Source organism: Psychromonas arctica (assembly GCF_036697365.1).
Classification (GTDB): domain Bacteria; phylum Pseudomonadota; class Gammaproteobacteria; order Enterobacterales; family Psychromonadaceae; genus Psychromonas; species Psychromonas arctica_A.
This window is the reverse complement of the sequence record NZ_JBAHZA010000010.1, coordinates 125,915-138,257: the sequence shown is the minus strand read 5'-3', so window position 1 is coordinate 138,257 and position 12,343 is coordinate 125,915. Positions and strand designations below refer to the sequence as shown.

Annotated in this window: 13 protein-coding genes and 2 rRNA genes; 7 read left to right on the top strand and 8 right to left on the bottom strand. The window is 38.2% G+C overall.

Translation table 11 applies throughout. From position 1 onward, the window contains the following. From V5290_RS12510 to V5290_RS12480, 7 genes are all read left to right on the top strand, one after another. Nucleotides 1-126, top strand: a 23S ribosomal RNA gene (locus V5290_RS12510); the annotation flags it as partial. Between the two features lie 148 nt (nucleotides 127-274). After that, a 5S ribosomal RNA gene (rrf, locus tag V5290_RS12505) occupies nucleotides 275-390 on the top strand. A gap of 449 nt (nucleotides 391-839) precedes the next feature. Further along, nucleotides 840-1,763, top strand: a complete 924-nt coding sequence (locus V5290_RS12500) for an ABC transporter ATP-binding protein (RefSeq protein WP_333386195.1) — start codon at nucleotides 840-842, stop codon at nucleotides 1,761-1,763. After that, nucleotides 1,753-2,526 (top strand): ABC transporter permease, encoded by a 774-nt coding sequence (locus V5290_RS12495; RefSeq protein ID WP_333386192.1) that lies wholly within the window; start codon nucleotides 1,753-1,755, stop codon nucleotides 2,524-2,526. Before V5290_RS12500 ends, V5290_RS12495 begins: the two co-directional genes overlap by 11 nt. Next, nucleotides 2,523-3,200, top strand: coding sequence for an SAM-dependent methyltransferase (gene trmB / locus V5290_RS12490; protein ID WP_333386189.1), 678 nt, complete (start codon nucleotides 2,523-2,525; stop codon nucleotides 3,198-3,200). The genes V5290_RS12495 and trmB overlap by 4 nt, the downstream gene beginning before the upstream one ends. Nucleotides 3,201-3,273: 73 nt before the next feature. Next, nucleotides 3,274-4,299, top strand: a complete 1,026-nt coding sequence (gene msrP, locus V5290_RS12485) for a protein-methionine-sulfoxide reductase catalytic subunit MsrP (RefSeq protein WP_333386186.1) — start codon at nucleotides 3,274-3,276, stop codon at nucleotides 4,297-4,299. An 18-nt stretch (nucleotides 4,300-4,317) separates the two neighbouring features. After that, the gene (locus tag V5290_RS12480) at nucleotides 4,318-4,941 is read left to right on the top strand and encodes a protein-methionine-sulfoxide reductase heme-binding subunit MsrQ (RefSeq protein WP_333386183.1); all 624 of its coding nucleotides are present in this window, start codon (nucleotides 4,318-4,320) and stop codon (nucleotides 4,939-4,941) included. Nucleotides 4,942-5,113: 172 nt separating this feature from the next. Here V5290_RS12480 and V5290_RS12475 read toward each other — a convergent pair whose 3' ends face one another. The 8 genes from V5290_RS12475 to dksA form a co-directional block, all read right to left on the bottom strand. After that, on the bottom strand, nucleotides 5,114-6,250 hold the full coding sequence (locus V5290_RS12475) for a glycerate kinase (RefSeq protein WP_333386180.1): 1,137 nt from the start codon (nucleotides 6,248-6,250) through the stop codon (nucleotides 5,114-5,116). Between the two features lie 170 nt (nucleotides 6,251-6,420). Further along, entirely contained in the window at nucleotides 6,421-6,801 is a 381-nt protein-coding gene (panD, locus tag V5290_RS12470) for an aspartate 1-decarboxylase (protein WP_333386177.1), read from the bottom strand. Between the two features lie 70 nt (nucleotides 6,802-6,871). After that, complete coding sequence (panC, locus tag V5290_RS12465; protein ID WP_333386175.1) at nucleotides 6,872-7,726, bottom strand: pantoate--beta-alanine ligase; 855 nt, start codon at nucleotides 7,724-7,726, stop codon at nucleotides 6,872-6,874. Between the two features lie 45 nt (nucleotides 7,727-7,771). After that, entirely contained in the window at nucleotides 7,772-8,566 is a 795-nt protein-coding gene (gene panB, locus V5290_RS12460) for a 3-methyl-2-oxobutanoate hydroxymethyltransferase (protein ID WP_333386172.1), read from the bottom strand. A gap of 61 nt (nucleotides 8,567-8,627) precedes the next feature. After that, nucleotides 8,628-9,110: a 2-amino-4-hydroxy-6-hydroxymethyldihydropteridine diphosphokinase gene (gene folK / locus V5290_RS12455; protein ID WP_333386169.1), complete on the bottom strand. Its 483-nt coding sequence runs from the start codon at nucleotides 9,108-9,110 to the stop codon at nucleotides 8,628-8,630. After that, nucleotides 9,103-10,494 carry a polynucleotide adenylyltransferase PcnB gene (gene pcnB, locus V5290_RS12450; RefSeq protein ID WP_416351615.1) on the bottom strand — a complete coding sequence of 464 codons (1,392 nt, stop codon included), beginning with the start codon at nucleotides 10,492-10,494 and terminating at the stop codon, nucleotides 9,103-9,105. The genes folK and pcnB overlap by 8 nt, the downstream gene beginning before the upstream one ends. A 233-nt stretch (nucleotides 10,495-10,727) precedes the next feature. Further along, nucleotides 10,728-11,621 carry a tRNA glutamyl-Q(34) synthetase GluQRS gene (gene gluQRS / locus V5290_RS12445; RefSeq protein ID WP_333386166.1) on the bottom strand — a complete coding sequence of 298 codons (894 nt, stop codon included), beginning with the start codon at nucleotides 11,619-11,621 and terminating at the stop codon, nucleotides 10,728-10,730. A 69-nt stretch (nucleotides 11,622-11,690) separates the two neighbouring features. Next, nucleotides 11,691-12,140 (bottom strand): RNA polymerase-binding protein DksA, encoded by a 450-nt coding sequence (gene dksA, locus V5290_RS12440; RefSeq protein ID WP_113819424.1) that lies wholly within the window; start codon nucleotides 12,138-12,140, stop codon nucleotides 11,691-11,693. Nucleotides 12,141-12,343: the final 203 nt, after the last annotated feature.

The window sequence follows — 12,343 nt, the reverse complement described above, 5'->3', positions numbered from 1 at the left end:
TGAGTTCTCACTGGAACTTTAAGTTCCCTAAAGGGCCGTTGGAGACTACAACGTTGATAGGCAAGGTGTGTAAGTGCGGTAACGTATTGAGCTAACTTGTACTAATTACCCGTGAGGCTTAACCATACAACACCTAAGTAGTGTTGGTGTTTACCAAGATTGTCAAAGAAGACGTTAAAATATAAACGCTTGTGATAGCGTATTTACATATTTCTGATTGAATAGAACAACGAAAAAGAACATTAGAATGTCACTTTCCTAATTACAATTTATGCTTGGCGGCCATAGCGCTGTGGTACCACCTGATCCCATGCCGAACTCAGAAGTGAAACGCAGCTGCGCCGATGATAGTGTGGGGTCTCCCCATGTGAAAGTAGGTCATCGCCAAGCGCCTCATTAAACAAACCCAGTAGGTCTTTTCTTACTGGGTTTTTTTAATTCTGTTGATTTATGATGAGCTACGTGAAAGTAGGGCGAGTATCGCGACAGCGATGTTTCACGAGCTTCGGGCCTCCGCGACGACTTTCCATCGCCAAGCGCCTCATTAAACGAACCCTGTTGACTTACGTCGACAGGGTTTTTTTATGCCTGGAATTTAAGAGTATCTGAGCCTAACTATATTTATACTAATCTGTAAAACTGATCCTTTCACTTTACCCAATACGTATCATTGTCCTTGTTATTTTATTGTCAGTAGTTGTTTATTCGTTTGAGCTTAAGAATCTCTTAGAAGGGGGTAAGTTTATGTTATAATTCTTGCTTTATTTTTTACTGTGTTTATTCGAGTAATGTTTTTATATTTCATTACCTGAGTGAATAATGATTAAGGCTTTATTGTTATGAATGCAATTGAACTTCACAATATCACCAAAACCTACAAAGGCGGTGTTACAGCTTTAAAGGGAGTTTCTTTAGAAGTTAAAGAAGGTGATTTCTATGCTTTACTAGGCCCAAATGGGGCAGGTAAGTCTTCTACTATTGGTATTATCTCTTCTTTAGTTAATAAGAGCTCTGGTAAAGTACATATTTTTGGTTATGACATCGATACTGAATTGGAGTTAGCAAAGAGCCAAATCGGTTTAGTACCACAAGAGTTTAACTTTAATCAATTTGAACCACCTCTACAAATATTAGTTAATCAAGCTGGTTACTATGGAACTCCTCGCAAAGAAGCTTTTGTGAGAGCTGAGAAATATTTAAAGCAACTGGACTTATGGGAAAAGCGTAACGAACCCGCTCGTGAGTTATCTGGTGGTATGAAACGTCGTTTGATGATAGCTAGAGCATTGATGCATCAGCCTAGATTATTAATTTTAGATGAACCAACAGCAGGTGTAGACATTGAATTACGGCGCTCAATGTGGACATTCCTCACTGAATTGAATCAGCAAGGTGTGACAATTATTTTAACCACTCACTATTTAGAGGAAGCTGAAAATTTATGCCGTAATATAGGCATTATTAATCAAGGTGAACTAGTCATTAACACTAGTATGAAAGAGCTCTTAAGTCGGTTAGATAATGAAACCTTTATTTTAGACGTCAATGGCTTTAGTCAATTACCGAAAAGCAATGAGTTTAATTTAATAGCTATTGATGACAGTACTTTAGAGTTAGAACTACCAAAATCACAATCACTAAATCAAGTGTTTGCTTTGTTAACTGAGCATGACATTGCTGTTAATAGTTTAAGAAATAAATCTAACCGTTTAGAAGAGTTATTCTTAGAGTTAGTTAAGAATGGAGTTATCGATGCTAAATAAACAATACCTAACCGCGGTCCAAAGTATTTGGAGAAAGGAAACAAATCGTTTTTTACGTATTTGGGTACAAACTTTAGTACCGCCTGCAATTACTATGTCTTTGTATTTTATTATTTTTGGTAATTTAATAGGTTCACGTATTGGTGAGATGAATGGCTTTAGTTATATGGCATTCATTGTGCCTGGTTTGATCATGATGTCGGTGATAACTAACTCTTACTCTAATGTCGCGTCATCATTTTTTAGCGCTAAATTACAACATAATATCGAAGAGTTATTAGTCGCTCCTGTTCCTAATTATCTAATTATTTTAGGTTACATGGGAGGCGGGGTTGCACGAGGCTTAATGGTTGGTTTTATTGTTACCCTTGTATCGTTATTTTTTGTTGATTTGCACATACATAATATCTTTGTGCTGATTGCGAGTGTTTTGTGTACCTCGATTTTATTTTCTTTAGGTGGCTTACTAAATGCGGTATTTGCTAAAACATTTGACGATATTAGTATTATCCCAACTTTTGTTTTAACGCCTTTAACTTACTTAGGTGGGGTGTTCTATTCAATATCCTTATTACCTGACTTTTGGCAGGGAGTTTCTCATTTTAACCCTGTTTTTTATATGATTAACGCTTTTCGTTACGGCTTCTTAGGTATATCTGATGTCCCTATAGTCTGGTCATTTGTTGTGATCTTTAGTTTCATTGTAGTGACTTATTCACTTCTTTATATTCTGCTACAAAAAGGCATAGGTATTCGTACATGATCGATAGTATCGGAGATTCAAGAATTATTAGTTCGAATCAAGAAGGATTAAATGAAAAGCTTGATGAGGTAGTATTAAAACATTTACAACATGATTTTAAAAAACCTTATCAAACGCATACATTAGAAGCATTTAAAGAAGTTGAAAAGTGGATAGAGCAACAAGGTAAACCAATTATCTTTGACTCTTGTTGTGGGGTTGGTGAAAGTACCTTTCATATTGCTAAAGCACATCCTGAAGCGATTGTATTAGGCATGGACAAATCTGCTGACCGACTATCAAAACACCCAAATGATAATGAACAAGTGATCCAAACTTTGGATAATTATCGTTTATTACAAGTTAACCTAAACGATTTTTGGCGTTTAGCAGTAGAAGCTGAATGGACATTGTCACACCATTACCTGCTTTATCCAAATCCATGGCCAAAGGCAAAACATTTACAACGACGTTGGCATGGTAGTGCTGTTTTTCCTTCTATTATTAAGTTGGGCGGTAAACTGGATTTGAGAAGTAATTGGTTTACCTATGTTGAGGAGTTTCAAAGAGCGCTAGCATTAGCGAATGTTGAAAGTCATATTGACATATACAGTGCAGACCAAGCCATTACGCCTTTTGAAAGAAAATACTGGGCAAGTGGACAACAATCCCTTAGGTTATTATGTGATCTATAAGATACTTATAATTAAATGAAATATTATGTGTGTTTTATAGGTCTATCTTGATTCAATTAAGTGAGGAAAAGATATGCTTATTAAACACACTAAAAAATCACAATTAAAAGAATCGCAAATAACTAGCGAATCAGTTTATAAACAGCGCCGAAATATCATGAAAGGCGTTGGGCTTGCCGCCCTATCTTTACCTTTTGCTAAAACTGCAAGTGCTGGTGTTTTTGATATCTTTACCAGTAACAGTAGTGAATCAAGTGAAAGTAGTACCTTTCAAAGAACACCTCTAAGCTTTACAAAAAATACTAATTTCCAATCATTGACTAGTTTAACCCCAGAAAGCAAAGTTCTCGAATATAACAATTTCTATGAATTTGGGACAGGTAAGGGCGACCCTGCTGAATATGGACAACAATTTAAAGTTGATCCTTGGTCGTTAACTATTGACGGGTTAGTAGATAATCCTATTACTTTAAACTATGAAGATCTCTTAAAGAAGTTTGATATAGAAGAACGATTATATCGTATGCGTTGTGTCGAAGCTTGGTCTATGAATATTCCTTGGTTAGGCTTTACTTTAGCAAGTTTATTAAAGCAAGCTGGTGTTAAGTCTAATGCTAAATTTGTTCGCTTTGAAACCGTTTATGATCCAGAACAGATGCGTGGTCAAAAATCTCGATTTGTCGGTAGCAGTATTAACTTTCCTTATGTAGAAGGGTTAACTATAGCTGAAGCGATGAATCCATTAGTACTGATGTCGGTTGGCCTATATGGTAAAACTTTAGCTCCACAGAATGGTGCTCCAATACGCTTAGTAGTGCCTTGGAAGTATGGTTTTAAAAGTATTAAGTCAGTGGTTAAAATTACTGTTACTGATAAAGCACCTGTTAATACATGGCAAGCAATTGGTCCTGATGAATATGGCTTCTTTGCTAACGTTAACCCTAATGTAGATCATCCTCGTTGGAGTCAAGCTACTGAGCGCTTTATTGGCGAAGGCAATGTTTTCCAGCAATCAAGAAAGCCAACTTTAATGTTTAATGGGTACGAAGAAGAAGTGGCTGATTTGTACAAAGGCATTAACTTGTCTCGTTACTTTTAATCGTTACTGAGTATAGAGATGCTTAAGATTCCACCATTGGCGATTACTTTACTGAAAGCGATAATTCACTTAGCTTCATTATCGACTTTATTGTATTTTTACATCTTGATTGATAGTAATCGCTTAGGAGCAGATCCGGTTAAAGAGATGATTCATTTTCTAGGTAAAACTGGTTTGAATTATTTGTTGATTACACTCGCAATCACACCTATTGCTAAACGTTTTAAGCAACCTCTAATATTAAGGTTAAAGCGATTACTGGGTTTATATAGTTTCGCTTGGATTTGTTTGCATTTTACTGCATTTCTTTGGTTGGAGTTAAACTGGCAGGTAGGTTTACTGATAGATGAAACTATCAAACGTCCCTATCTAACCTTAGGTATGGCAGCTGGAACGATTCTATTATTGTTAAGTATTACCTCTATCAATGCTATTAGACGTAAGATGAAGAAAGCTTGGTTCACGCTACATCGCTGGGTATATGTAGCGTTAATATTAGGCGCTGTACATTATTATTGGTCGGTGAAGTCTGGGCTGATAGAGCCAAGTATCTACTTTGCATTATGTTTTATTTTATTAAATGAGCGCCGCCAATACTTTAAATCTTTATATACTTCAGTAATTAAAAAAGCTTCAAAATAATTGTTTTATACGTGCTACGTAAAACTAGTTACATAGCACCTTCACTTATTTAAATTACAATATATAGCGGCTTCTTCATCACAATTCTCATAAAGTAAATATCCCCTTATGCCTTGGGTTTAGTTTTTTCCTATTCAAAGTCTAGAAAACATATTTAATACAATCGCTATTATTAATTTTTTAGTGACCATAATTGTGCAATATTCTCTGCGACATTCTCGACGTTAACTTTAGCGTCAGCAAAAGCTTGTTGTAATGTCATAGCACCAGGTACAGCAGCAAAAACAGCGTCTATCCCACATTCATAAACAGCTTGATGATCTTTACCTAAACTACCAGCAATACCGATCACTGGAATAGAAAATTGTTTGGCGACTTTAGCTACTCCCATTGGCGTTTTACCAAAAACTGTTTGATGGTCAATGCGGCCTTCACCTGTGATCACTAAATCCGTTTGTTGCATATCTTCGCTTAATTTAACCGCTTCTAGTACGAGTTCTATCCCCGGCTTTAAACTTGCCTTAGCAAAAGCCATTAAGGCAGCTCCCATACCGCCAGCAGCGCCTGAACCGGCAGTGTCTAATACATCAATAGACAATTGCTGTTTGATACATTGACCATAATGAAGCAGGGCCTTATCTAATAGTTCGATATCTTGTTCCGTTGCGCCTTTTTGCGGGCCAAAGACATGAGTTGCGCCACGCTCGCCACATAAAGGGTTGTCAACATCACAGGCAACTAATACTTCGCAGGCTTGCAGGCGAGGGTCCATGTCATCGATATCTATTTTTACAATATCTTGTAATCCAGCGCCGTTTGCGGTGATCTGTTGGTTGTTTTGATCTAAAAATCGCACCCCTAAAGCACTCATCATACCCATGCCACCATCGTTAGTGGCGCTGCCACCTAAACCAATGATGATTTTTTTTGCACCATCATCTAACGCTGCTTTAATTAACTCGCCAGTACCAAAACTTGAGGTCACTTTCGGGTCTCTTGCGTGCTCGGGGACGTGATGTAACCCACTGGCGGCTGCCATTTCAATAACGGCGGTATTAGAATCATCACCTAATAAACCATAAAAGGCATCGACTGCTTTACCGATAGGGCCGGTAACTTGTAGGTTATTAACTTGTCCTTGGGTCGCATCGACTAACGATTGAACAGTGCCTTCACCACCATCTGCGACGGGTACTAACACGTATCGTGCATCTGGAAAGACTCTTTTAAAGCCGGTTTCAATAGCGATACAAACTTGTTTAGCAGTTAAACTTTCTTTATATGAATCAGGTGCGATTACTATTTTCATGCTCATCCCTCTGCTTAAATGATATACCTGTTATTAACGTTAGCACATTCTCAGCGCTGATCCGATAAAAAGGAAAGTAGATAGGTAGATGCATTTTTCATGGGGGAATAAAAAAGGCCGTTAACAATTAATGCTAACGGCCTCTATACTCAATGACTTATTGCGTCAGATTAAGCAACTTGAATAGGTACGTCTTTACTTGTACGCACAATGTTATTGTCTTTATCTAAGTAAACTAGGCTTGGTTTGTGGCTTGCAATCTCTTCAGCATCTAACGCAGCATAAGTACAGATGATCACACGGTCACCAACGCAAGCTTGACGTGCAGCAGCACCGTTAACTGAGATGATTTTTGAACCACGTTCACCTACGATTGCATATGTAGAGAAGCGAGCACCGTTTTCGATATTATAAATTTCGATCTGTTCGTATTCTAAAATACCGGCTTGCTCAAGAAGGTCCTGATCGATTGCACATGACCCTTCATAATTTAATTCAGCGTGAGTAATACGAGCTTGGTGCAACTTGCCTGTTAGCAGTGTCTTTTTCATACAAAACCTTTAATTTTAAAATTTGAAATGAGTCTGTTTTTCTCAGTACGGCGACTATAAAGTAAAAACTTTAAGGGTGCAAATCAACAACTAGATTGTCAATTAAACGTGTTTCACCTAAGAACGCGGCCATCAATACAACTGCTTGTTTACTATCAGCTGTTAAAGGCGCTAATGTTACTGGATCAACAACATGAATTTTGTCGGTTTTAAAACCAGACTGATCTAGCGTTTGACCGGCATCTTTGATTAGTTGTTTATAGCTCCCCCAATTATGCGGTAACTGTTGTCCCAATTGATTCATTACTTCCGCAATTTTAGGCGCAATTAACTTTTCATCTGCCGATAATTTGCCATTACGTGAACTCATTGCCAGACCTGATGGTTCACGGACTGTCGCTACAGAAATGATGTTAATTGGCATTGCTAAGTCAGTGACCATTTGTTTAATCACACACAATTGCTGGAAGTCTTTTTCACCAAAGCACGCAACATCAGGTTGCACTAGGTTAAATAGCTTAGCGACTATGGTACTTACACCGCGGAAGTGGCCTGGGCGTAATTCACCTTCTAAACAATCTGATACACCTGGTACTTCAACGAAGGTTTGTGCATTCAAACCATTTGGATAGATCACTTCAGCAGACGGTGTGAAAACAATATCCACTCCAGCCTGTTGTAGTTTTGCACAATCTTCTTCAAGTGTTTTAGGGTAGTTTGCTAAATCATTGGCGTTATTAAATTGTAATGGATTAACAAAAATACTGACGACAGAAACATCCGCATGTTGTTGACCTTCTTTAACTAGGGTTAAATGACCTTGGTGAAGGTTGCCCATAGTAGGAATAAAACTAACTTGCTGTCCCTGCTGTTTGATATCACGTATTGCCATACGCAATAGCTTAGGATCTTGGATTACTTGCATGGTTAACTCTTAATAGTACGTTACGACATTAAGTAGGGTGCAGTGTTAATAGAAGCTATGCTCTGCACCTGGGAATATTTTACTTTCTACTTGTTCTTTATAAAGCTCAACTGCACGACGGATATCGCCTGTTTCTACTAAAAAGTTTTTAGAGAATTTAGGGCAGAAACCTGCTGAAATACCAAAGGCATCATGCATCACTAATATTTGTCCATCGGTTTCTGTTCCAGCGCCAATACCGATAACTGGAATATGTAAGGCTTTAGTTACACGCTCAGCTAATGCTACTGGTACACACTCTAAAACCAGCAATTGAATACCCGCTTCTTGAAGAGCTAATGCATCTTCAACCAATTTATTCGCATGCTCTTCTGCACGGCCCTGTACTTTATATCCACCAAAAACATTGACTGACTGAGGCGTTAGTCCTAAGTGCCCACAAACAGGAATACCACGTTGTACTAAGCCAATTACAGATTCATTTAACCAATCACCACCTTCTAATTTCACCATGTTAGCACCGGCACGCATTAACGTTGCTGCATTGCTGTAGGCTTGTTCTGGCGTTGCATAAGACATGAAAGGTAAGTCTGCGATGATTAATGACTTTTCAGCAGTACTCGCCACTGCAGCAGTGTGGTAAGCAATATGTTCAACGGTAACAGGCAGGGTAGAATCATGCCCTTGTAATACCATTCCTAAAGAGTCACCCACTAATAAAACTTGGATACCAGCTTGATCAAAAATTGCTGCAAAACTAGCATCATATGCGGTAATACAGGTAATTTTTTCTTGCTCTTGCTTCATTTTAGCTAAACGAGAAACGCTTACTTTAGCCATTATTACTCCTAACTAGCAGTGTTTGATTGGGGGGATGATTTTACTGGGGTAATCAATTAATTCAACCAGTAATAGCGGTCAGACCATTTTTATCACAATCTTTTAGCATCTCGATCAAAGAAGTGCCATTGGGTAAGATCAACTTAGGTGCTATTTCAAACAAAGGATAAAGTACAAATTCTCTATCCTGCATACCATAGTGTGGAATTGTTAAACGCTGGTCATCAATAACCTGGTCTGCATATAGCAGAATATCTAAGTCTAAGGTTCTTGGCCCCCAACGTTCCTCTTTTCGCTCTCTTCCTTGTGATTGCTCAATTTCTTGCAAAGCATCTAATAAAGCGAGTGGCGATAAATGAGTATCTATCTTAGCAACTGCATTAATATAATCGGGTTGATCTTGTGGGCCCATTGGTGCGCTACAATACAGAGATGAGCAACTGATTAGGCTTGTCTCTGCTAGATTATTGAGTGCGCTGATTGCTTGTTTAGCTTGTTGAATTGGATCTGCTTGATTGCTACCAATTGCGATGTAACTAATCATTGTTCTTACTCACAGCAGGCTTACGCTTAGGCTTGTTATAACGACGCTTTTTAGCTGGTCTGTCAGCATTTGGTTTGTATTCTTTAGCTTTATTAGTATGGCTACGCGCGTTGTTATGTTCAGGCAGCTTATTATGAAGTTGGTACTCTTCCCACCAAGCTGTTAATTCAGCAAGCTCTCTGCTTTGTTCAACACGTGCTCTCAATGAAAGAAAGTCAAAGGCAGCACGGAATTTTTCATGAGCATAAACACGTTGTGCACGTTTTCCACCGAAACGTGGTAAACGATGCTGTAAAACCCAAATATCACGAATGGCAGCGGTAAAACGTTTAGGTATTGCAATAGTTTTCACTTGAATCGTTAATACTTCATTCATTGCTAACATGAAGGCATCGTGTAGCTCAATACCGCTTTCAAAGCTCATTTCTTGTGCTCGTTGCTCAAGAGGGTACCAAAGCATTACAGCGTATATATAGGCAGGTGTAACACGTTTACCTTCAGCAATACGTTTGTCTGTATCGGTTAATGCCTGCTCAATCATTTTAGTGGCTTTATCATCTTCTCCACCCTTGAACAGGATAGGAAATAATACAGGCAGCAGCTTGTATTCTTTTAATAGGCGGTAAGTTGCTAAACCTTGTCCAGATAATAAAAGTTTAATTACTTCATCAAAGTGACGTGCAGCAGGAATATCTTGCAATAACGATGCTAAACGACGGATTGGCTCTGCGCATTCATCGCTGATTGATAAATCTAATTTTGCGGCAAAACGAATAGCACGCAACATTCGAACAGGATCTTCACGATAGCGAACTTCTGGCTCACCAATTAAAGTTAAACGGCGCTGTGCTAAATCATCCATGCCGCCACAGAAATCATAAAGTGAAAAGTCTGCAATATCGTAATACAAAGCATTAACTGTAAAGTCACGGCGCTCTGCATCTTCTTCTAACGAACCATAAACATTGTCACGCAATAACATGCCTTGTTGTGACTGTTTTACTTTTTGTTTGTCTTGCTCAGTTTCGTCATGATGACCACGGAAAGTAGCAACTTCGATAATTTCACGACCGAAAAGAATATGTGCTAAACGAAAGCGACGACCGATTAAACGACAATTTCTAAACAGTGCTTTTACTTGCTCTGGCGTCGCATCAGTAGTGATATCAAAATCTTTTGGTTTTAACCCTAAAAGTAGATCGCGCACGCCGCCGCCTACTAACAGAGCTCGATAGCCTGCATTATGTAAACGATAAAGTACCTTTAGTGCATTCTCATCAATATCTGAACGTGAAATAGAATGTTGTTCACGTGGAATGCGATATTGTGCTAATGATTTAGTTTGGTCTGTTGCTTTCTTTTTTTGAAATACTTTTTTTACCAGTTTGCTTAAGCGTTTAATAGCTCTATCCTCTGCATCTATTAAGATGGAATTAGTCTGAAAAATTGTGCGCTTATTTTATGTGCGCTGTTGCTTAAAAACAAATTAAATTTATAGTTCACCACTACAGTGTTTATTAAATAACCTACGCTGCGTATAAAAACTACGTTATCTTGTTAATATTTATCCATTTTCTTGTGGCATTAAATAGGTAATAAATAATCGGAGCGTTAAATTTATATTTGAATTTCTCGTTGTTTAGGCACTTTATCAAGTGACCAGTGTTGTATTGCCCAAAATAAAATCTCGGGACAGCTCTGTTGCGGTATGTCTTTTGGCACTGGGTGCCCTAAAAAAGCTAATACTTTTTTTAATATTGGTGTGGGGTTTAATGTATCAACAGCTGTTGCATGATTCTGCTTGGATAGTTTTAGTCCGGGTGAAGAAACAGCAACTGGTAAATGTACATAGTTAGGTTGATTCGCGCCTAATAGTTGATACAAACACAACTGTTTGCCCGTCGTACTGATTAAATCAGACCCTCGAACAATTTCTGTTATGCCTTGTTCAATATCGTCTACAACGACAGCTAAGTTATACGCATATAAACCATCTTTACGTTTAATAATAAAGTCATCCTCAACTTCTGATGGCGCAACATTTATGTTTCCTTGCAATTGATCTTCAAAGTATGTTGGTTTGTGAGAAATTGACAGTAAATTAATGCGCAGGGCATTATCAATGAGAGGATTATTAAGGTCGCGACATGTTCCTAAATATAAGCCGCCTTGTTGCTTAATCATCTTCCGTGTACAGCAACAAGCGTAACATAAATTTTGGTTAATCAATGAGGTTAAGACTGTTTCGTAATTAGCGCTTTGCTGGCTTTGATAAATGACAGGGCCATCCCACTGTAAACCATAAGCAAGTAAGGTTTTTAAAATATCTTCACTGGCACCATCTACTTCGCGGGGAGGGTCAATATCTTCGATACGTACCTGCCACATTCCATGTTGAGATTTAGCTTGTAAGTAGCTGCCAACAGCCGCCACTAAAGAGCCAAAGTGCAAAGGTCCGGAGGGAGAAGGCGCAAAGCGTCCAATATAAGGTGTAGAAATCTGTAAATCCAATCTTTTGTACTCTATAAACAAAAACGGCTAGCAATCGCTAACCGTTTTAAGCTTAGTTAACTATGTAAATTAACCAATGCTTTGTTTTTCTTTAATTTCAGCAAGTGTCTTACAATCGATACATAAATCAGCAGTAGGGCGTGCTTCTAAACGACGAATACCAATTTCTACACCACAAGATTCACAGAAACCAAAATCATCTTCTTCTATTTTTTTCAATGTTTTTGATATTTTCTTAATCAGGCGACGTTCGCGGTCACGAGCACGAAGCTCTAGGCTGAACTCTTCTTCTTGTGTTGCACGGTCAACAGGATCAGGGAAGTTAGATGCTTCATCTTTCATATGATCTACAGTGCGGTCTACTTCTTCACGTAGTTGTGTTGTCCAAGCTGTTAGAATATTAGTAAAGTGTGCGCGTTGCTCTTTACCCATATACTCTTCGCCAGGTTTCTCTTGGTATGGCTCCACTCCAGCAATAGCTAAAATACCGAGTGTTTTCTTGCTTGTATTAGCAGGCATAAACTTTCCTTCCAGTGATGCAACTTAAATCATCTTTAAACGCATTAAAACGGTGATAAATATAAACAATTGGTTGAACAAACTTTGCTAAGATAGTGGCATCAGTTTTTTTTCGGCGGTATCTATAGCAAGCATATTTAATAAAGTCAAATAAAGAGTTACATATTGTGAAGTTGTGGTCTTATTTTTGCATTTTGCTCACA

Coding starts and splice junctions, on each gene's coding strand:
- V5290_RS12500 (WP_333386195.1), top strand. CDS start 840: ATGAATGCAATTGAACTTCACAATATCACCAAAACCTACAAAGGCGGT.
- V5290_RS12495 (WP_333386192.1), top strand. CDS start 1,753: ATGCTAAATAAACAATACCTAACCGCGGTCCAAAGTATTTGGAGAAAG.
- trmB (WP_333386189.1), top strand. CDS start 2,523: ATGATCGATAGTATCGGAGATTCAAGAATTATTAGTTCGAATCAAGAA.
- msrP (WP_333386186.1), top strand. CDS start 3,274: ATGCTTATTAAACACACTAAAAAATCACAATTAAAAGAATCGCAAATA.
- V5290_RS12480 (WP_333386183.1), top strand. CDS start 4,318: ATGCTTAAGATTCCACCATTGGCGATTACTTTACTGAAAGCGATAATT.
- V5290_RS12475 (WP_333386180.1), bottom strand. CDS start 6,250: ATGAAAATAGTAATCGCACCTGATTCATATAAAGAAAGTTTAACTGCT.
- panD (WP_333386177.1), bottom strand. CDS start 6,801: ATGAAAAAGACACTGCTAACAGGCAAGTTGCACCAAGCTCGTATTACT.
- panC (WP_333386175.1), bottom strand. CDS start 7,726: ATGCAAGTAATCCAAGATCCTAAGCTATTGCGTATGGCAATACGTGAT.
- panB (WP_333386172.1), bottom strand. CDS start 8,566: ATGGCTAAAGTAAGCGTTTCTCGTTTAGCTAAAATGAAGCAAGAGCAA.
- folK (WP_333386169.1), bottom strand. CDS start 9,110: ATGATTAGTTACATCGCAATTGGTAGCAATCAAGCAGATCCAATTCAA.
- dksA (WP_113819424.1), bottom strand. CDS start 12,140: ATGCCTGCTAATACAAGCAAGAAAACACTCGGTATTTTAGCTATTGCT.